The sequence below is a fragment of the Psychrobacter urativorans genome (genome assembly GCF_904846695.1).
Classification (GTDB): domain Bacteria; phylum Pseudomonadota; class Gammaproteobacteria; order Pseudomonadales; family Moraxellaceae; genus Psychrobacter; species Psychrobacter urativorans.
On the sequence record NZ_CAJHBR010000026.1, the window covers coordinates 1 to 22,008 of the forward strand.

Consider the following 22,008-nt stretch of genomic DNA (forward strand, 5'->3'; position numbering starts at 1 on the left):
TAGTTTTGATAGTTTTGATAGTTTTGATAGTTTTGATAGTTTTGATAGTTTTGATAGTTTTGATAGTTTTGATAGTTTTGATAGTTTTGATAGTTTTGATAGTTTTGATAGTTTTGATAGTTTTGATAGTTTTGATTAACTGCGCTCAAAAATCTGCTGAATAGGTAATGTATATTTCCGCCATTTAGCTTATTTTACAATGACTGTAGCTTATTGATAAAGAACTGGCTGCCGCTACTGAGTTGCCTAAGACGATACAACTTCCTCTTCAATAAACGGCTAATACTCAAGCAACTCAATAGAATAATGACGATCTATAAAGTTGCCTGTAGCTCCTTTAAGTCTTATTATTTGCTTTTCATCGCTAAATAATCTACTGCTAGCTGGCTAAGTGCTTTAGTACCTACTTTAAATGATGATTCATCTACATAAAAATATGGGGAATGGTTATAGGCCGCTTTACTTGCATCTTGCCCTACTGGGGTAGCGCCTAAGAAAATGAATAAACCAGGTACTTCTTGGGCGTAAAATGAGAAATCTTCAGATGCCGTTAGTTTGGGCACCTCAATGACATTGTCTTTACCTGCCACGTCTTTACCTGCTACGTCTCTAAGCGTTGGTAACATCTGCGCAGTAAGCGCTGGGTTGTTAATCGTAACGGGATAACCTTTGTTGATTTTGACGTCAGCTTTGGTGCCTGATGCCATGGCTATATGAGTAGCCGTTGTTTTTATCTTATCAAAAATTTGCTCGCGATTATCCATATCAAAGTTACGAATAGTACCAATCATATTGACACTATCTGGAATAATGTTATCGCGTACACCGCCGTCTATTTTACCAAAGGAGACAATGGCGGGCTCTTTAGTAATGTCAATCTGACGGCTTACTATATGATTAACACCAGTAACGATTTGTGCCGCAGCTGGAATAGGATCAACCCCATTCCAAGGTGCTGAACCATGAGTTTGCTTACCGTTGACTGTTATATCAAAGGTATCAGCACTCGCCATAATAGGCCCGCTTCGGTAGCCAATTTGACCACTATTTAAGCTCGACATAATATGTAATCCAAATGCAACTTCAGGCTTATACTTTTTAAATATACCTTGCTTAAGCATGAGCTCAGCACCGCCTTCTTCACCTTCAGGAGCACCTTCTTCGGCAGGCTGAAATACGAACATAATATTGCCGTGCAATTGATTTTTAACCGCAGCTAGTACTTCAGCCGTTCCCATTAGCATGGCAACATGAGTATCGTGTCCGCAGGCATGCATGACACCCACGTCTTCTCCCATGTACTTAGTCACTATGGTTGATTTAAAAGGCACATCTACTTTTTCGGTCACCGGTAATGCATCCATGTCTGCACGTAGCATCACTGTAGGACCGGGTTTAGCACCCTTCAAAAAACCAACAACACCTGTGTGCCCTATATCTGTTTCGACCTGCATGCCTAGTGATTTTAAATGCTTGGCAACAACAGCTGCTGTACGAGTTTCTCTATTGCTCAATTCGGGATGCTGATGGATATCCCGACGCCATTCAATAACCTTTTTTTCAACACTTTTAACTTCTTTGTCAATATTAATGGTGCTAGGAGCTGCAAATACGCTTTGCTTTCGGTGGTGAGAAAGCCTCAGGTGTTGGTCGCTTCGGACGCCATATCACTTTTGATGAGTTCACCACCTATCAGTGGGTATCGGTACAAACGGAGCAGCGTCCGTATCCCGTGTAAAATATTTTTATGTGCCCGTTTAATCTCAATAACTATCAAGGTAAGAAATAAAAACCCATGACCGCTTATGCTAACCAAGCTGGTTAGCCAAGCCCAATTAAACAAGCCCAAAACAATAAAAACCTCTTAGGTCTACGATCAATAGTAGCTCTAAGAGGTTTTTTATATCTGAAAACCTGTGATTTTACTTCTGATAACTTCTGATAACCTCAGAGTATCCTTTAATACTGAAGTTTAGACATTATGCTGGTTCAGCTGCATTTAACAATACTGCTGACTATTTTTTGAGTGATTGCTTATACATTTGCATGAGTTTATCAAACTGTAAAGGTGTCAGAGTACTGCGTACGACCTTTATGCAGTCACGACGCAGCTTCATATGGGCCATTTCAGTTTCGCTAATGCGGTGCATCAACGCCGTTGTAGTGGCATCGTCAGCATCTGCAATCAGCGCGGCGCGCAACTGTCCACGCAAGGCTTTTTCATTGGCTTGCAGTCCCAAACGATTTTTCATAGCCATTTTACGATAATTAGCAAACACTGCAACTTGGTCAGGTGTTAACGCCAACGCCTCTACTTGTCCCACGATATAGGGCATTAACTCTATAATAGGGAAGCTACTATCGGCCGCGACACTAAGTCCTGTATCAGCAACGGGGGCTGCCAACACTTCAACTGAAGATTGCGCCAAAGCAGGTAGGCGAGCTTTATTATAAGTCGGGGTCGTACTCTGGCAGGCAGTTAATGACCCGGCTAATAGTAAGCCGCTTACTGTAAATAATACTGAGGTTTTGAAGGACTTTGCGGTATTGATTTGTGGCATATTGCTCTCCTAATATTAACTGCACATATTGATGCTAAACAGAATAAACCACTGTGTTTAACTATCATCAAACATTATATAAAAAAATAATATATTATTTTGTATAAAATATCTACAGCTGTTTGTCTTATAGGCCAATAATTTATAATTAATCGTATTGGATTTAGGCTTATTGCTAGCTTTTAGGTAGCAGGCTAATCCATTACTCTCTTACTTTTGAGCGCTGATGAGCACCCAAAGAGTCTATACGCTGAACCATGCTATACCGTTTTTCATCTGAGCATAGCTTATAATTAGACTTGCCTCTTAATACTCCTAACCTATATGATACTTCTCAATAAAAGCCATGATAAATTGATGTAGACCATCGCAGCATGCCTTACTTATGAGCTAGTTTTTAAGCCTGTCCTATAACCCTAAGCCTTTATCTCTGCGCCACCAACAATAAGACGATACCGATGACCAAAAACTTCTCGCAAACAGCAGCTTTCATCTGGTCAGTCGCTGACCTGCTACGTGGTGACTTTAAGCAATCTCAATACGGTCGCATCATCCTGCCCTTTACGCTTCTGCGCCGCTTAGAGTGTGTATTAGAGGAGACCAAGGCCAACGTCGTGGCTGAGAGCCAGCGTATCGCTGAAATGGGCCTGCCTGAGGAGGCGCAAGAGAAGTTCCTGATACGTGCCAGTAAGCGCTCCTTTTATAATATCTCGCCTATGGATCTGAGTAAGATGGGTCAGAGCGATATCAAGGATAACTTGAGTACTTATGTGCAGTCCTTCTCTAAAGATGCGCGAGAGATCTTTGAGCATTTTAAGTTTGAAGAGTTTGTCGGTCAGCTAGCCGATGCCAATTTGCTCTATAAAGTGGTACAGAAGTTCGCCAACACCGACCTCAGCCCTGAAGCTATCTCTAACCATGAAATGGGCTTTGTATTTGAAGAGCTGATCCGCCGCTTTGCTGAGAGCTCGAACGAGACCGCAGGGGAGCATTTTACTCCGCGCGATATCGTGCGCCTGACCACCTCGCTGGTATTTATGGAGGACGATGACGCCCTGACCAAAGACGGTATTATCCGCACTATATATGACCCGACAGCGGGTACAGGCGGCTTCCTATCCTCTGGTATGGAATACGTGCTAGAGCTAAACCCTGACGCGGTGATGCGAACCTATGGTCAAGAGCTAAACCCTGAGTCCTATGCTATCTGTAAAGCCGATATGCTGATCAAAGGGCAGGAGGTAAATAATATTAAGCTGGGCAATACCTTGTCTAGTGATCAGCTGGTCGCTGAGAAGTTTGACTACATGCTATCGAATCCGCCATTTGGGGTAGATTGGAAAAAGATATCAGGCGAGATCAATGACGAGCATACGCAAAAGGGCTTCGACGGTCGCTTTGGGGCTGGCTTGCCGCGCGTGTCTGATGGCTCGCTATTATTCCTAATGCACTTACTGAGCAAGATGCGTCCGATCACTACTAGTGAGCAAGAATCTAGTAGTATTCAAAACAATACTCAAAATAGTAATCAAGGTAGCCGTATTGGTATTATTCTAAATGGGTCACCGCTATTCACGGGTGGCGCAGGCAGTGGTGAGAGTGAAATCCGCCGTTATATCTTAGAGGCCGATTTATTAGAAGCTATCATCGCTCTGCCAAACGATATGTTCTACAACACGGGTATCGCTACCTATATCTGGATATTAAGCAATAAAAAAGCGCCTGAGCGTCGCGGTAAAGTCCAACTAATTGACGGCAGTAATCTATATAGCAAGATGCGTAAGTCACTGGGCTCTAAGCGTAATGAGATGAGTGAAGACGATATTAGGACTATTACTAAAAGTTTCGGTAATTTTGAAGTGGTCGATGCACGAGTATTAGATAAGCCAGAAGAGGTAAAGTCGAACCGTGGTCGTCAATCGGCTAACCCTAAGAGTGACCCTGCGAAAACCTTCGCCAGTAAAATCTTTGCCACCCATGAGTTTGGCTATCGCCGCTTAACTATTGAGCGTCCGCTACGTCTATCTGCCCAACTATCTGATAGTGCAATCGATAGCCTACGTTATGCGCCTAAACCGTTTGATATGGTCATGCCAGCGTTATATGAAGCCTTTGGTAATGACTGGGCTGCTGGTAATGACAGTGACAGCGGTAACAGTAATTACGGCGACTTATCAGCGGTCGCTGCTGAGGCACGGGCGATGATTAAGGCGGACTTTAGCGAGCTAAAAGAAAGTCAAGTTAAAGACGTGCTTAATACCAAAATATGGCAGTCACAACTTGCACTAATGACTAAAGCCAAAGCCTTACAAGCGGCGATCGGTGATAAACAATTCGATGACTTTAATGAGTTTGAGAAAGTGTTTAAGCAGGCGTTAAAAGATGCTGATGTCAGTCTTGATATAAGTTTAGATGTGAAGGAGAAGAAACAGCTGCTTGATGCTATCACCTGGAAAAACTCTGAAGCAGAACCGGTCATTAAAAAGGCAGGCAAGGTTGCCAATCCGCTCTATGGTGCGTTTAGCTACCAGCCAAGCGGTTCAAACAAGTCAGCCAAAATCGTTGAGTTCCAACCCGACAGCGATCTGCGCGATTATGAAAACGTGCCGCTGAATCCTGCGGTGACGACCACTGAGCTGATTGAAAGCTACTTCGCTCGTGAAGTACAGCCGCATGTGCCTGATGCGTGGATAAATAGCGACAAGACCGATGCTATCGATGAAGAGATCGGTATTGTGGGCTTTGAGATACCTTTTAACCGTCATTTCTATGTGTATGAGCCGCCGCGAGCGCTTGCGGAGATAGATGCGGACTTGGATAAAGTCAGTACGGAAATCATGCAGTTATTGGGTGAGGTGCATTCGTAATGGCGAAGTATGAGCAGTATGCAGAGTATAAAGATTCTGGAGTCGAGTGGTTAGGGGCGATACCAAGTCATTGGGAGGCTAAGAGATTAGGGCAGTTCTTTAATGAGCGTCGTGAGAAGGTTAGCGATAAAGACTATGCGGCATTGTCAGTTACTATGAAAGGAATTGTGCCTCAATTAGAAAATGCTGCAAAAAGCGATGCTGGCGATAATCGAAAGCTAGTTTTAAAAAATGATTTTGTAATTAACAGTCGTTCCGATAGGAAAGGTTCTTCTGGGGTCTCTTTACTTAATGGTTCTGTATCGCTAATCAGTATTGTTCTAGAGCCAAGAAATATTTCACCTAAGTTTGTTCATCATTTACTTAGAAGCTATCCGTTTCAAGAGGAGTTTTATCGTCATGGGAAAGGTATAGTTGCTGATCTATGGAGTACAAATTCATCTGAAATGAAAAATATATTAATACCTACTATACCTATAGATGAACAAAACCAAATCGCCAGTTTCCTCGACCATGAAACTGCCCAAATCGATACCCTAATCGAAAAACAGAAAACCCTTATTGAACTGTTAAAAGAAAAGCGCCAAGCCGTTATCAGTCATGCCGTGGCTAAAGGCTTAAATCCTGATGCACCAATGAAAGATTCTGGGGTTGAGTGGGTTGAAACTATTCCAGAGCATTGGAAGGCTTATAAATTGGGATATTGTGCAAGCGTGGGTAATGGGGCAACACCTTCAAGAGATAACCTTAATTTCTGGAAAGATGGTTCAATAAGTTGGTTAAATAGTTCGAAGATTAATGATGTTATTATTCATGAAGCTGATCAATTTATAACACCTCTAGCAAAGTTGAAAACGAGTGTTCATCCAGTACAGAAAAATGATATTTTAATGGCGATTACAGGGGAAGGGCAAACTAGGGGACGTGTGGCCATTTGTAAATTAGATGCGACTATTAATCAGCATTTAGCATGTATCAGGATTACTAATGAAGAACTTGGCTATGAGTACCTATATTATTGGTTGAACTCAAACTATGAACGTATTCGTTTTGAATCTTCCGGTGCAGGTTCAACGAAAGGTGCTATAACCTGTGGAAATATTACGTCATATCCCGTTCTAATTCCTCCAAAAAAAGAGCAACAGGAAATCGTAGAATACCTTAAAGAAAAAAACGAGATTTTCGATACATTGATGAATAGTGCGGAACAAGCCATTCAACTTATGCAAGAACGCCGCACCGCTTTAATATCTGCTGCTGTCACGGGTAAGATTGATGTTCGGGGTTGGGTGAAGCCATCGTAAGGCAAAAATTAAATAACTGGATATAAAAATGAAAAGATGGCTTTTAATACTGAGCGTTGTAATAAGCACAATAGTTCCTTATCAGCAGCTATCTGCTAAAGAATCACAAAGTCTAGAAGAAATCATAGCCAATACTATGCCATTTTCAGAATTACCTGTTGAGATTCAAGTGCTTATTGAAAGCTTTGATGTAGATTATAATGATCAGTTGCAGGAGCAGCTTTCTTTTGAGGAAAAACTATATTGTGCAGACAGGTCAATTTATGCCTTTAATTTTATGAGTATGAGGCAAAAGGGCTATGATTATCATGATATCTATCAATTAATTGATTTAAGTAAAGATTATGATGATCTTGAGTTGGCGGATAATAGTGTCGATTTTTATCAAAATTTATTATCTGAGGTGTATAGTTACCCAGTGTATGAGACTGAATATCTTAAAGATTTGGCGATTGCTATGTATCTTAATAATAAAGACTATCAGTGTTTACTGGGATTACAAAAACAACCTTAGTTTTCAAAATTATTGAGAGTAAAACATTAGGTTTAATTAGTACCCAAACCGATGTGCTTGAGCGCATCAAAACCAAGCCCTAAATCTAAATAAGGACATTTATGATGAAAAAAATCTTAACAACAGTATTCATGGCTTCTATGCTTGTTACTACCAGTGCACAAGCGCAAACCTATAAATAGGAGGATGGCTATTGTGAATATCAAGGAAGTTTTGATAGTAAAAAGTACACAGTCAATCAAATCAAGAACTCACATTATTTGATGAAAAAGTTTTCAGAATTGGCTCTAGAACCTTTCTTTGGACCACAGAGTGCTGCAGAAATGAGTCAACTATCTAATAAAGATTTAAATGCTTTAGATAATGAATTTGCTAAAGTTAAAAGTAACGTAGAAACACTCTAAGTCGTCCCTCAAGCACAAGAATATAAGCAAGACCTGTTAAAGTCCATTAAAAACGAATATACCACTAATAAATTAGTACTATTAGCTTATATCAATCCAGCCAAAGCAGTAGAGCAAAGTCCAGCCATATGTAAAAGTTATGTTGAGCCTTTACTACAAAGTGAGACTGCGGTACAAAATAGATGGTATCAAGCTGTTGAAGAGGGCATTAAAGAGATAGCAAAGAACTACGCCGATGACCCAGAATTAGTAAAGTCCCAACGAGAATTGTTCATGGATAAATATCGTACGGAAAAGGAAACTGATGCGTCCTTTTATGCCCGAAAGGATCTGATTTCATATCATTTTAATAACTGTCTCGTTGATATAGGCTATCGTCCTGATTCAGAAGCTGTCTTTGCTGACTCACAAAAACTAAATAAAAGCCTATTCGGCAAGAGCTTTAAAGAGATGTGCTATGACTGAGTCATTATTTGAGCTCAGTAAGATAAAACATAAAAAATAGACCATGATTAGCGATAGGTTATAGGTAGTGATTTTATGAAGAAGATACTATTAGTTTTGTCAGCATTAGGAATGAGCATAGCTCAAACAAGTGGTGCTGCCGAAGTCACTTTTCAACCAAATAATACTTTAAATCATACTATCACTACGGTTTCAGCTGCAAATCACTATGGTTCTACTCGCAATGTCTATAGTTCTAATAGCGGTGCTTATGTTTCTAGCAACGAGGAAATTAGCCGAGCTATTGATAATTTAAGCGCACACGCCAAGCAAAAACAATATCAATTGGCTGGACGAGCTGTACCACACAGCTTAAGTGATATGAAAAAATGGGCAGAACAAGGAAACGTGGATTATCAAATTGAAGTTGGTAGGATATATTACGATGGTAAAGGTGTGCGTCAAGACATTGTGTTAGCAAGAAGAATGTTTCAAAAAGCTGCTAATAAAGGCGATGCTAGAGGTCAAGCTATGCTTGCCTTTTTTTATGAAAATGGTTTAGGTGGTCTTCGTCAAAACAGAGCTGCAGCAAAGGAGTTGTACGGAAAAACCTGTGATCAGGGTCACCAAGTGGGTTGCGATGAATATAGAATATTAAATCAGCGTGGTTATTGATATGCAAGAAATCTGGTATTTGTATTGAGGCCTTATCTCTTAATTAATCAATAATAACAATTATGCCATCACCTAGACCAGCACTGCTACCAACGCCCACAACGTCACCTACGAATCCGTCTTCCAGGCCGATATAGTCAAGCAAATGCAAGCACACGGCTGGCAGATAAGTAATTCTAGCGGCTATACGGTTGAGACGGCGCTGTATGAGCAAGATGTGCTGGACTTTGTGTAGACCATTCAGACGCAAGAGTGGCAGAAGTTTTACCATACTCAGCCTATCGACTCTGAGCGCCACTTTATTAGCTAATTGGTTAAATAGATCAATAAGGCTAAGCAATTACTTTGGATTGAGATTATGAAAGCACAGCTCATAAAACAAAACCTTACCATAAAAGCGTTAGTTTTAAGCCTAACGCTAGGCATGTCGCTATCCGCGCAGGCAAGTAGCATGATAACGGCCGAAGCGTTGGCGAATCAAGGCTCAGCCTCGGCTCAGTATAATCTGGCCACAATGTATAACGATGGCGATGGTGCTGAGCAAGATAATGTTAAAGCCTTTACATGGTATAAAAAAGCCGCTGAGCAAGGTCATATAGCAGCTCAAAATCATCTAGGTAGCTTGTATCAATATGGCTTAGGAGTCGAGCAGGATTCTAAAAAAGCGGTTAAGTGGTATCGCAAAGCCGCCGAACAAGGTAGTGCACTGGCACAAGAAAACCTCGCATCTATGTACGAGATGGGTGATGGCGTTGAACAAGATGATCGTCAAGCGGCCCAGTGGTATCAAAAGTCCGCTCAGCAAGGTCAACCCTTTGCGCAGTATAGCATTGGCGTGAAGTATGAAGAAGGTCTCGGCGTGGCTCAGGACTATACCCAAGCCGCCGAGTGGTACCAAAAAGCCGCCTTTCAAGGAGAGATGTGGGCGCAAAACAATCTCGGCACTATGTACTATGATGGTACCGGTGTGCCACAAGATTTTGATGAAGCCTACTCTTGGTTTCGACAATCCGCTGAGCAGGGACACCCGCCCGCTCAGTATAACTTAGGCTTGATGTATGGCTTTGGTCAAAGCGTTGAGCAGGATTATAGTACAGCAGTAGAGTGGTATAAAAAAGCGGCCGATCAGGACAGTGCTCAGGGTCAGAACGCCTTAGGCTGGTCTTATTATAAGGGCGAAGGCGTGGCGCAGGACTATGATAAAGCATACCAGTTGCTACAAAAAGCGGCTATTCAAGGTGAGGCAGTCGCTCAAAACAACTTGGGAGTGCTCTACGAAGAGGGTCTTAGCGTACCTCAAGACTATGTTCAAGCTATGCGGTGGTATCAAAAATCAGCAGAGCAAGGCGATGCACTCGCTCAGACTAATATTGGCGCACTTTATGAAGCGGGTAGAGGCGTGCCACAAGATTATACCGAAGCGGTAAAATGGTATCAAAAGTCGGCAGATCAAGATAATGGCTGGGGTCAAGCAGGTCTAGGTTGGGCTTATTACGCAGGTCAAGGCATCACTCAAGACTATACCAAAGCGCTTGAGCTACTACACAAATCCGTAGAGCAAGAGGTGGCTATAGGTCAAAATAACTTAGGCGTGCTATATGTAGAAGGCAAAGCGGTACCAAAAGATCAGGCTAAAGCTTTTGAGTTATTTAGTAAAGCCGCGGCTCAAGAAGAAATGCTCGGTCAGCGTAATCTAGCTATGATATATATGATGGGTGAAGGTAATATTCAAGATGAACAACAGGCCATCAAATGGTTTGGTATCGCCTGTGATAATGGGGATTCAATGAGCTGTGATTGGCATGAAGCGGTTAAGATGATATCCGATAATACAGCTGCCGCATTAAACGAAGCAACCGCCGCCGCAGAGCCAGCAGCACAAAAGGTATCAGATAAATAATGTTTAGGCGCTATTTACGCCGCATCGATACTCAAAGCTTAAAACCACTTTGCGAAAAATAATAATACTATAAACGGACTTAATATGACCAACGCCCATAACGTCACCTACGAATCTGTCTTTCAAGCCGATATCGTCAAGCAAATGCAAGCGCATGGCTGGCAATTAGGTAGTCCTAGTGGCTATCAGGCAGACACCGCGCTGTATGAGCAAGACGTGCTGGACTTTGTGCAGACCACCCAGCCGCTAGAGTGGGAGAAGTTTTGTAAGACTTTTCCTATCGACTCCGAGCGTCATTTTATCACTGCCCTAGTCAAGCAGCTGAGCAAGGCCGATGAGCAGTCAACCGATAAAGCCTCACGTACTTATGGCACGTTGGGGGTATTGCGTCACGAGTTAAAGATTCGCAATGCGCGGTTTAGCTTATGCCAGTTTAAGCCTGAGCATGATCTCAATCCTGAAATCATGGCACGCTATAAGGCCAATATTTGTCGTATCGTCCCTGAGGTAGTCTACAGCCCGCATGCCAGCTTACAGGGCAGTGCTGACGGTAAGGTTGCTAAGCGTAACCGCATTGATGTTGTGTTATTTGTGAATGGCTTACCTGTCACCACGATGGAGCTAAAGTCTGAGTTTAAGCAGTCGGTACACAATGCCATTACTCAATACAAGAAGACCCGCCTGCCAAAAGACCCTGATACGGGCAAGCCTGAGCCGCTGCTGACCTTTAAGCGTGGCGCATTGGTGCACTTTGCTGTTAGTCAATATGAAGTCTATATGACCACCAAGCTGGCAGGGGATAGCACCTATTTCTTGCCGTTTAACAAAGGCACAGCGGAGGGCGGTGCGGGTAATGATACACCCAGTGATAGCAGTCGCTATGCTACCGATTATCTATGGAATGAAGTGCTGACCCCAGACCATCTATTGGCTATTCTCGGTCACTTTATGCATTTGCAGATCGAAGAAGAAGAGGATGTGATTGGTCGCAAATCCAAACGCGAGACTATGATGTTTCCGCGCTATCATCAGTGGGATGTGGTGACTAAGCTGGTTAATGCCGCCGTTACTGAGGGTGCTGGTCAAAAGTATTTAATTCAGCACAGTGCAGGTTCAGGCAAGTCCAATTCTATCGCCTGGACTGCCCATCAGCTCTCGACTTTATACAACAGCGAGGGCGATAAGCAGTTTCACTCGGTGATTGTGATCACTGACCGTACCGTGCTCGATGACCAGCTACAAGATACCATCTATCAGTTTGAGCATGCCGATGGGGTGGTGGGCAAGATTAATCGAAAGGAGGGTGATGGCTCAAAGTCGGAACAGCTGGCGAGCGCACTGGTCAACTCACAGCCGATTATCATTGTGACTATTCAAACTTTTCCATTTGTACTTAAAGCGATTGAAGATTCAAGCGTGCTCAAGTCGCGCCGTTATGCCATCATCGCTGATGAAGCCCACTCATCCCAGACAGGCTCAACCGCACGCCAGCTTAAAGAAGTGTTAGTTTCGGGTGATGTAGAAAGCAATGCAGATGAGGATCAGGATCAGCCACTATCGAGCGAAGATATGCTCGATGCCACCCTTGCTGCGCGCCGTAGCAGTCCGAATCTAAGCTACTATGCCTTTACGGCCACGCCTAAGCCCAAGACTATTGAGCTGTTCGGACGCTTGCCTAATCCTGACTTGCCCGCCTCCAAAGATAACCTGCCAGCCGCTTATCATGTCTATTCAATGCGCCAAGCGATTGAAGAAGGCTTTATCTTAGATGTACTAAAAAACTACACCAACTATAAAGTGGTCTATCAGCTCAAACAAAAGCTGGCTGCCAAAGATGATGAAGTCGATGCCCGCCGCGCCAAGATCAAACTCAATAATTGGGTGCGCTTGCATGAGCATAATATCGCCCAAAAAGTGAAGATCATCATTGAGCATTTCAATGACAATATTAAAGGCTTACTGGGTGGCCAGGCCAAGGCCATGGTGGTGACGGGATCCCGTAAAGAAGCGGTACGCTACAAGCTTGCGTTTGATAACTATATCGCTGAATATGGTTATAAAAATATCAATGCGATGGTGGCGTTCTCAGGTGAAGTTACCTTTACCGATAATGATCCTGATAGCGGTGCCTTACTTGGTGAGAAATTCACTGAGCATAATATGAACATCGGCTTAAAAGGCCGTGATTTACGTAAAGCCTTTGATAGTGATGACTACCAAGTGATGCTAGTGGCTAATAAGTTTCAGACAGGCTTTGATCAGCCCAAATTATGCGCTATGTATGTTGATAAGAAGCTGACAGGTGTGGACTGCGTGCAGACATTATCACGGCTTAACCGTACTTATAAAGGCAAAGCTGAGAGTGGCACCTTTGTGCTCGACTTCTTTAATGACCCGCAAGATATCCTTGAGGCCTTCCAGCCTTATTATGAGACGGCAAGCTTAGCGGACGTGTCCGATCCTGATCAGGTGTTTGATCTCTATGAGAAGCTACGCGCTAGTGGCATCTTCTTATGGAATGAGGTGGAGCAGTTTGTCGAAGCGTTCTATAGCAAGAACAAATCCAACGCGGCGCTTAGTAATATCTGCAAGCCGGCGGTCGAACGTTGGCAAAAGCAATATAAGCGGGCACGTGAGCAAGCACAAAATGCCAAAGCGATGCTTGAGCGTACCAAAGCAACCGGTGATGTGGTGCTGATTACTAATGCCGAGAATGACTACAAAGGCTTTAAAACCGAGCAAGATGCGCTAGAGATATTCAAAAAAGATTTAGGCACATTTACCCGTCAATATGAGTTTATGTCGCAAATTGTGGACTATGACGATAAAGATTTAGAAAAGCTTAGCCTATATGCGCGCAACCTACAGCCGCTGTTACGCGAAAGCTTGGACGATGAAGATGAGGTAGATCTCACTAATATCGTCATGAGTCATTACCGAGTCTCCAAGCTACACCAGCAGGACTTAAAGTTGCAAGAGGGCAAGTCTGAGTATCAGTTAGATGTTGGCAGTGGCGCAGGTACAGCAATACCCAAGGATAAGCAAGAAGCGCTACTGTCTCAGATTATTGATAGCTTAAATGAGGTGTTTGCTGGTGAGGATTTTACCGATAAAGACAAAGTGAACTTTATGAATACTATTTGGGATAAGGTCACTGAGAACCAGATTGTGGTCAAGCAGTTTAGCAATAATAGCGTGGATCAAATTATGCTGGGCGGTTATCCAAACGCTGCCGAGGATGCTATGTTTGATGCTAAGGGTACGTTTGAAGATATGACCATGCACTTATTGTCTAACCCGAAGCAGTTTCAGAAGTTTATTCGATTGATGCTCGATACCAAGCTGAGTGCTGAGATTTCAGGGTAGGCTGTACGCAGAGTAACTAGTGACCACTCGAGTATTTATTTACCTGATGCTTTAGTGTCGCGACCGCCACCTGATCGATGGCCTGTGCTGCTCGGCCAGCCTACACCTTGACCGCCAGCATTGATATGGATTTTTATAAGGGTTACTGCGTTAAGTAACCCTAGGGCTAAGTTATCAATAAAAAATCCTTTATATAATCGTTTTTATGCACAATAGCCTTTATATAATTGATACATTGCAACTATAATCGTTTTTATGCAAAATGGTCGCTACACAATTAAAAAGTGACATCAGATGTATCAAAGTATAGTGGAGCCCATAGGTGCAGTATGGCTAATACAAGCTGCCAATATTGAATTGGTTGCCCCTTTGTACATTATTAGCAGTATTGGCGGCCGCCGAGAAACTATTAACAAAGATGATTTTCAACACAATATCTATCAGGACACTATGCGCCCTGCTGATACCTTTATTGCCCACTTACAGTTTCATATGCGCCATGAAGTTATCCATTTCGAGATGTTAGCTCGATTGTTTGAGAAAGTCGGTGGCAATGATATACAGACATGGGTAAATAATGAACCTACTGGAAAATATGCGCGTTGCAGTGCATTTTTGTATGAATGGCTAACAGGCAATACGCTCAATGTACCGAAAAATATTGGTGGAAATTACGTCAATGCTCTCGATAGCAGAAAATTAGTCACTGCAGACCCGACGCAGATAATAAAAAATAGCCGTTGGCGCATCAATGATAATATTGCAGGAACTACTGATTTTTGCCCTATGCTAGTCAAAACAGAGAGGTTTAACCAAGCCGCTAGCCTGAACATCAGGGCAATGATGAGTGAGCTAAATCATGAGTTTGGTGAAGATCTGCTTATGCGAGCTTCGGTATGGATGACGCTAAGAGAGAGTCGCGCCAGCTTCACCATAGAAGGTGAGGGCAAGTCCATTAAACGAATTGAGCGCTTTGCAGATGTCATGGCCAGGCGAACAGGTTTAGGAGAAGTACCACTTACTGGCAAGTTATTAGCAGAGCTACAGCAGGAAATATTGGGTGATAAGAATATTATTGAGCACTATGGTATTCGTCAGTCCCCAGTATTTGTTGGACAAACCCAAATTCGTGGATTAAAAGAGATTGTTCATTATATAGCACCACCAGCCGATGAGCTGTTAGCCAAGCTTAATGGGCTTAGGACGTTTATAAGCAAAACCAATGAGCAGTCGTCAACGATGCGTAGTGCAGTTACTTCATTTGCTTTCGTTTATATTCATCCGTTGGCAGATGGCAATGGAAGGGTACATCGTTTTTTGATTAACGATATTTTGCGACGTGACGGTGCTATTCACGAGCCCATTATTCTACCTATATCGCAAGCTATTGCAGAAGACGCTTCAGATCGTCAGGCTTATGACAACATACTTGACACTATTTCAAAACCATTGATGGAGACCCTTCGCGGTCATTATAGTTTTAATAAACAGCCCACCCATTATCCTGATGGTATTGATTCAAACTTGAGCTTTAAGCAGACAAAGATTGCTCAGCCTATATGGCGATTTATAGATCTAACACCACACGTACAGTACTTATCAAAAATTATTCATCAGGTGATAAAACACGATATGCATGAGGAGTCTCGCTATCTTAAGCAACATGACTATGCTCGGGTGGCTATAAAAGAAGTGCTTGAAATGCCTAATGACTATGCCGATAGGATCATCCGCAGTCTATTGAATAATAAAGGCGACCAGAGTAATAAGTTGCTTAAAGAGTTTCCATTTTTAGCAGATGATGAAGTTTGGCAAGAAATACGCACTATTATTATTAATACCTTTATAGAATTTGATAATTAAGTAAGCATTTAGCTATAGTTCGTGCGAAATTAAATCGATAATTCAAGCAACTAGTGTTGCTCAAGCGTTTTTAGCGTAGATAACTAACAGATAGCCTATATTAAATAACAAAAAACCCTTGCAGCCTGTAGCTTACAAGGGTCTTTTGTTATTTGTACTTATATTCGATGGTGCGCCCACCAAGACTCGAACTCGGATCGATCGCTTAGGAGGCAACTGCTCTATCCTGTTGAGCTATAGGCGCATAAGGGAGGACTATTGTAAGAAAATTATCATAAAAAAGCAATCGGCTGATTATAAATAGTCGTTATTCACTAGCATTTATCTACCGCTGGATAAAGCATCAGTGATTTTTACTGAATCGTTATTATTAGCAGCTTTGCTACGAGATGTGGGATTAAACAAATCATCTACACTGCTTTTATAACCATCGATATTGTCATAATTATATTTTTTTAGAATGTCTTGGCCTGTGCTAGAAAGCAGAAAGTTGCGGAAAGTAACCGCTATAGGATTATTGGTCAAAATAACGCCTTGTACTGCCTGTTGATCCTTTAGAGCATAGCTAAACGACACTAAATTTCGGGTCTCATTGTTGGTGCTCTTGGCTATACTGGCTGGAGTATTGCTATTGCTATTATCACTACTAGCTTGCACTGTAGTGTGAATCACCTTTTCTACGCTGCCTGAAGTGACGCCTTTGATTAAGGTTTGCTCAGCTTTGACTTGCGCTTTATTGAGTAAGGCTTGTAAAGCGGTTATCTGGGTTTCACTGAGCTTATCATCCGTAATAATCATGTCGGTATTGAAGACTAAGGGAAAAGGTTGGGCCGCTGATAGCGTAGTATCGGCTAAGGTAAGCAGTGAGTTCGTAGGCATGTAGTGCACTAATACTTTTACTTTAGGATAGCGAGACTCAAAGCGCACGATCACCTCATCTAAAGGGGCTTGTGAGACATCGGCTGCCTGTAGATGCAATAGGCTAATAGCGCTATCAGCATCATCATTCTCGTTATCATTAACGGCTGCTATAAAGTCATTGGACACAATCGGTAATGGGTTAGAATTTATTGCATTACTGCTCCATAGCCAAGCAAACACCGCAGCAAAAATCATCAATACTAATAAGATTAATCCTGCCAATAGCAGCTTATAGTTTTTCATAGAGGCGAGCTCATCACTTTATAGTTATGCAATTACAGAGTTTTAGAAGAGTAGCAGCAGTTAGAAGAGCAGCGACCATTTATTATATTGTCTATAAGCTCAGCTAGCATAATAATGAGTGCTCTTCATCTTTAATATTCAATAAGCTTACATTCTATACTATGGCTGGTTTTTAATACGACATTAGATGTCGCAAGCTAGTTGATGGTGGCTAGTATAATTAACTACCCCCTAGCAAATAACCTTTATCAATGTCACACTAAACCTGCGACGACTGTAGCCGCATAACGCAGGTTTTATACGGTAGTCAGCACTAGTTAAACGCTTTATTAACCAATAACTAATGGCTGCAAATAATGCCTGCTGGGTTATAAACAGCGCTATTTTAACAGAAATCCAAAATAGGCACGACTGTAAAACTTGGCCTTGAGCGCTACTTAGCTTATAAACTATTCACTCATAAAGTCAGCCAGCTTACATGACTGTCTATGAATTATTTACTATTAGTTACTCGTTGCTTATTACTTACTATCCATTATTATAATTAGATCCCTATTTATGTTTACTATCATTCAATCGCATCGTACTGAACGTCTAGTTGAGCACTTACTGAGTGCTTATAAGTCTAAAGATCAGCCTATTTTTGCAGAGTTTATTGTTATTGTACCTTCTATGGTGCTTGGTGATTGGCTGGATAAGTCTATTGCCAGTCAAGCTGGTATTAGCACTTTAGTCACTACCAAGTTTTGGGGACAGTATCAATGGACGTTGATGCAAAAAGTCTTGGCTGAGCACAATATATGGTTGGAAGCCAATCAGCGTTCGTCAGAGATAGTTACCGTGCCAGAAGTAGCGGTGTTGACTGGGGCGGTGATGCAGTGGCGTCTGTTTGGTTACTTTACTTATTATCAAGCACAGATTATGGCTGATGATAAGCACCCTTTATATCCGCTATTAACAGCGTTACTGGATGAAGGCTCAGATCGCAGTCAGCAAGATATACGCTTATGGTCATTGGCGACTGACTTTTCGCGAGTATTTAGTCGTTATCTAAACCATCGCGATGATTGGTTGAAGCTATGGTCTGACAATCAGGCGGTGGATGTAGAGCTACTCATCGCAGCCAAAGATAAGCTGACCTTAGAGTTTGACAGCAATGCTGGCATGACACCTGAATGGTTGGTTGCCCATTATACTGAGCTAGAAGTCGCTCAGAGGCATTTATGGCGCTTGTTATTCTCTGCTGTCTATCAGCATCGCGCTTCTATCGAGACCCGCTTTTGGCAGATTATGAAGGCAGATAGCCTTGAGACTGGGGTAGACGTGCCAGCGCTATTACCTAAGAAGTTGCATATTTTTACTATTCAGCAGTTGCCACAAAACGAGCTGGACTTTTTGCAGCAGCTGTCAAAGTATATCGACATTACCTTACTGCATTATAATCCATCACAGCTGTTCTGGGCGGACATCGTCGATAAGCAATGGTTACAGCGTCAGCAAGTGATCAATCCTAAAAGTGTGTTTTTACGAGATTATGGACACACGCTTTTGTCACGTCTTGGCAAGCAGTCACGTGAGACTTTTGCTATGCTGGCGAGTCTATCGGGTAATGAGCAGCATAAAGATTTTAAGTTAACTTGGCAGGATCAGTTCGACGATGAGTTTGAGGATAACCAAACTATAGAGCAGCCGTTAAGTCTGCTGGCACATTTGCAGCAAGATGTATTGATGCTTGATGAAGGGGCTACGCAACAGACTACTGCTGGGCGTTTGAGTGCTGCGCTTAGCAAACAGCTGCAATCTGATCTGAGGGATGAAGTCGCTATTGACAAAAATAGCCTAAGCAAAACTGATGATAACAACCATAATAACAATGACTATGACAATAATGCATGGTACAGCGATGATAGCTTAAAAAGCAAACAACACCAGCAAGCACGGCAGTGGCAATTATCACAATACGATAACAGCTTGAGTATTCATTCTTGCCATAACCTACAACGTCAGCTGGAAGTACTACGGGGCATGATAGGTCGCTGGCTTAATGAGCAAAATACTGATGGAAGCACACGCCATCTATCAGATATTGTAGTGTTACTACCTGATGTCGATCGTCATCATGAACTCATAAATTCAGTATTCGTCAATGGACAAGGGCAAGATGGTCTGAGCTTGCCAGCTAAAGTAACTGGTGTCGTTGATAAGTCTATTCGACAGTTGTGGGAAGCGATACGTGGTTTTTATGGCCTGTTAGGTAGTGATAGTGCGCGCTTTGAAGCGGCCGAAGTGTTTGATTGGCTGATGCTGCCCCCATTGTATGAAAGCCTTGGTTTAACTCATGAGCAGATGAGTCGGGCTTGTGATTTGCTAGAGCAAGCGGGTTTTGTACGCGGTTTTGATGAAGCGCACCTACAGCAAACGCTCGATAGTGAAGATTATGATTATCGGTTTAGTTTTGCTCATGCCTTAGATAAGGTGGCGTTGGGTTTAGTCATGCCAGAAGCGCCTATTAGTACTTGTCTATACCCCGAGCATTGGCAGGATAATACCTTAGCCGAAAAAACCGTGCCTATGTCAGCGATTGGGTTGACTGATGCGGCGATTGTTGAAGCGTTATGTCGGGTCTATAGCGGCTTAAATCATTGCCGTTATGAGTTTCAAGCTCGGCATAATGCTGAGAATTGGCTCAATAATATTGAGAACCACATCATTCATCCCTATTTTGGCGCTCTTGACCAAACCCGGCCAATGCGGGCTATTTTTAACGCTATGAATGGCTTTAAGAGTAGCTTAAGGGCGAACCGCCATTACCAGCATTATCATACTGACAGTGACCAAGCGGACGCTATGCTAGAGGAGGCCTTTGATTCTTCTAGTAGCTCGAAGTCATTACAGCTCGAAGCCAGTCAAGTAGAGGCCAAGCTGTCGCAAGTTAGTAATTTACCACTTAAGCTAAGCTTTATGCTGGATAGTATTGAAGATGAGCTTGAGAGCCAGCAAGTCAGTGCTGAGCCGACAGGGGTGATTACTTTTGGGCGCTTTGGGGCCCTGCGTAACGTACCCTTTGGTCTAGTAGTGATGCTGAATATGGATTTGTCCGAGTTTCCTAATCGTGACCGTGACAACCGTTATGATTTGATGAAATCTGGGCTGGCACGCCGCGGTGATCGTTTTAGTGAAGACGATGATAATGGCGCATTTTTGGATGCTGTACTCTGTGCTCGTAATGCTTGCTGGATTTTTTATAATGGTCAGCGCCTAACAGATACTCATGAGCATTTGCCCGCCAATCCGGTAAGTGAGCTGTTGCAATTTTTAAAAGGTGAAGTGCAATGGCAGTGGGATCCGTTAAAAAACGAGCAGCTTAACCACAAGCTGTTAGCGACTGCTAATAGTGAAGGTGATGAGGGCATTGATGCTGATACTGATGAATGGGCGTTGACTGCGCAAGTGCAGCGTTATTTACCTAAGCTAATCGAGCAATGGTTGGTTACTCAGCATCCTGCGCTACCCTTTGCTCAAGAAGTGTTTGTACAGTCGCCAACTGCTTTAGCGGATGCAGATAATTCAATGGCTAGCGACGATAGTGGACAAGCCCTTATTAGCTTATTAGCACACGCTATGCAAAAAGAAAAAGCCTATCAACAAAGCACTAATGCGCCAGCACGAGTTTGGCATGAAGTGTTTGAGCGCTTGCAGTACCAGACTGATGAGCGGGTTAACCCAGTAAAAGTCAACTTGCCCAGCAAAGAGGATTACGCCAATATTGCTCAGCGTATTGAGCTTATTAACTCCTCTATGCTAGTCCCAGAAGGTAGCGACGAAAGTAATAAAAGTAATAAAAGTCGTTTTGAAATTAACCAAGTAGATATGCAATATTTGTACTACCAAGTGCGTCACCCTGCTAAGCATTTTTTACGTGAGCAGCGAGTACACGTAGTAGCAGCTGAAGATGAAATGGCACACCAAGAGCCTTTATCTTTATCAGGGCTGGGCGCTTATGAAGTTAATTCACAACTGTTGGATGAGCTGCACAAAAATAACAGTAGTGATACTAGCAGCGCCGGCAATCTAGCAGTTAAAAGTTTGAATAAGCTATTATATGATCCAGTGATGCCAGCAGGTGTGGCACGTCAATCCACCTTACAGTATCAACAGCTCAAGCTACAGCAGCAATGCCAAGAGTTCGCTGAGCAGTTAGCCGCGCTAGGTATCGATATTGATGCTAATAACGATAGTGCTAATACCGGCCATAGCTCTTTACTAACCCCTTGTGCTGAGACTATGACCACAGTGGCTACTCCTGATATAAATCTGCATGGTCAATTGCAGATTAAAGGCCTAGTACCGCTAGCCAGTCACCGCTCAGACCCGTCGTCAGCTGAGCCGTTATCCCCTGGACTGTGGCTAAATATCCTACCTAACAGTGCCCGCACTCAGTACTTACTGCGCTTTTGGTTAGCTCATATCTATTGGCAAGTGGCAAGGCGTACTACAGCGCAGCAAGTCGCGGCTGGCGATGGTAGAAGTATTTGGCGCTTTAATAAAGGTAGCGATGAATACAAAATATTTAAAGGTAAAACCACCTTTCAGCTAGCACCTATAGCCTATGACCAAGCCCTAGCAGAGTTATTAAAGTGGATAAGGTTCGCATATTTGGCTGGCAGGACACCAATGACGGTACTGCCTGTCCATGCAGTCGCTTATCTTGATAAAGTAAACGCCGCCACAGATAGTAGTTATCAGCCTAAGCGCAGTGATTTTGACAGTTGGTTATGGCCAAGCTATAACAGTGACATTATTTATGATAGCTGCGCCCAGCATGAATTATGGCAATATATCCTTGATAAACAAGATGCCTTTACTAAGTTGGCGGATGCCTTGCCAGCATTAGCAAAGCCTTTGTTTGCGGCGATGGACGAAGCCCTAATAGCGTTATAAGGCCC

13 protein-coding genes and 1 tRNA gene are annotated in these 22,008 nt (G+C 42.8%); 9 read left to right on the forward strand and 5 right to left on the reverse strand.

Features of this window, described 5'->3' with window-relative positions; all coding sequences use genetic code 11:
• Positions 1-347 precede the first annotated feature (347 nt).
• Together JMY09_RS12795 and JMY09_RS12800 are read right to left on the reverse strand one after the other, a co-directional pair.
• Entirely contained in the window at positions 348-1,643 is a 1,296-nt protein-coding gene (locus JMY09_RS12795) for an amidohydrolase (RefSeq protein ID WP_201624169.1), read from the reverse strand.
• Positions 1,644-2,015: 372 nt separating this feature from the next.
• Positions 2,016-2,561: a Spy/CpxP family protein refolding chaperone gene (locus tag JMY09_RS12800; RefSeq protein ID WP_201624136.1), complete on the reverse strand. Its 546-nt coding sequence runs from the start codon at positions 2,559-2,561 to the stop codon at positions 2,016-2,018.
• 458 nt (positions 2,562-3,019) lie between these two features.
• Here JMY09_RS12800 and JMY09_RS12805 point away from each other — a divergent pair, with 458 nt between their 5' ends.
• The 5 genes from JMY09_RS12805 to JMY09_RS12825 all read left to right on the forward strand — a co-directional run bounded on the left by JMY09_RS12805 (position 3,020) and on the right by JMY09_RS12825 (position 8,769).
• Complete coding sequence (locus tag JMY09_RS12805) at positions 3,020-5,428, forward strand: type I restriction-modification system subunit M (protein WP_201624138.1); 2,409 nt, start codon at positions 3,020-3,022, stop codon at positions 5,426-5,428.
• On the forward strand, positions 5,428-6,732 hold the full coding sequence (locus JMY09_RS12810; RefSeq protein WP_201624140.1) for a restriction endonuclease subunit S: 1,305 nt from the start codon (positions 5,428-5,430) through the stop codon (positions 6,730-6,732). The genes JMY09_RS12805 and JMY09_RS12810 overlap by 1 nt, the downstream gene beginning before the upstream one ends.
• A gap of 28 nt (positions 6,733-6,760) precedes the next feature.
• On the forward strand, positions 6,761-7,246 hold the full coding sequence (locus tag JMY09_RS12815) for a hypothetical protein (protein WP_201624142.1): 486 nt from the start codon (positions 6,761-6,763) through the stop codon (positions 7,244-7,246).
• A gap of 263 nt (positions 7,247-7,509) precedes the next feature.
• Complete coding sequence (locus JMY09_RS12820) at positions 7,510-7,650, forward strand: hypothetical protein (protein ID WP_201624144.1); 141 nt, start codon at positions 7,510-7,512, stop codon at positions 7,648-7,650.
• A gap of 540 nt (positions 7,651-8,190) precedes the next feature.
• Positions 8,191-8,769, forward strand: coding sequence for a tetratricopeptide repeat protein (locus JMY09_RS12825; protein ID WP_201624146.1), 579 nt, complete (start codon positions 8,191-8,193; stop codon positions 8,767-8,769).
• A 43-nt stretch (positions 8,770-8,812) separates the two neighbouring features.
• On the opposite strand, the gene JMY09_RS12830 is transcribed toward JMY09_RS12825, so the two are convergent.
• Positions 8,813-9,040, reverse strand: coding sequence for a hypothetical protein (locus tag JMY09_RS12830; RefSeq protein WP_201624148.1), 228 nt, complete (start codon positions 9,038-9,040; stop codon positions 8,813-8,815).
• A gap of 87 nt (positions 9,041-9,127) precedes the next feature.
• On the opposite strand from JMY09_RS12830, the gene JMY09_RS12835 reads away from it, so the two are divergent.
• The 3 genes from JMY09_RS12835 (at position 9,128) to JMY09_RS12845 (ending at position 15,898) form a co-directional block, all read left to right on the forward strand.
• Positions 9,128-10,669: a tetratricopeptide repeat protein gene (locus JMY09_RS12835; RefSeq protein ID WP_201624150.1), complete on the forward strand. Its 1,542-nt coding sequence runs from the start codon at positions 9,128-9,130 to the stop codon at positions 10,667-10,669.
• Positions 10,670-10,753: 84 nt separating this feature from the next.
• A complete protein-coding gene (locus JMY09_RS12840) occupies positions 10,754-14,035 on the forward strand; it encodes a type I restriction endonuclease subunit R (RefSeq protein ID WP_201624151.1) in 3,282 nt (1,093 codons plus the stop codon).
• A 294-nt stretch (positions 14,036-14,329) separates the two neighbouring features.
• Positions 14,330-15,898 carry a Fic family protein gene (locus tag JMY09_RS12845; RefSeq protein ID WP_201624153.1) on the forward strand — a complete coding sequence of 523 codons (1,569 nt, stop codon included), beginning with the start codon at positions 14,330-14,332 and terminating at the stop codon, positions 15,896-15,898.
• A 168-nt stretch (positions 15,899-16,066) separates the two neighbouring features.
• Here JMY09_RS12845 and JMY09_RS12850 read toward each other — a convergent pair.
• Positions 16,067-16,142 (reverse strand) — tRNA-Arg (locus JMY09_RS12850).
• A gap of 77 nt (positions 16,143-16,219) precedes the next feature.
• On the reverse strand, positions 16,220-17,062 hold the full coding sequence (locus JMY09_RS12855; protein WP_201624155.1) for a hypothetical protein: 843 nt from the start codon (positions 17,060-17,062) through the stop codon (positions 16,220-16,222).
• Positions 17,063-17,620: 558 nt separating this feature from the next.
• On the opposite strand from JMY09_RS12855, the gene JMY09_RS12860 reads away from it, so the two are divergent.
• Complete coding sequence (locus JMY09_RS12860; protein ID WP_201624157.1) at positions 17,621-22,003, forward strand: exodeoxyribonuclease V subunit gamma; 4,383 nt, start codon at positions 17,621-17,623, stop codon at positions 22,001-22,003.
• The last annotated feature ends 5 nt before the right edge of the window (positions 22,004-22,008 follow it).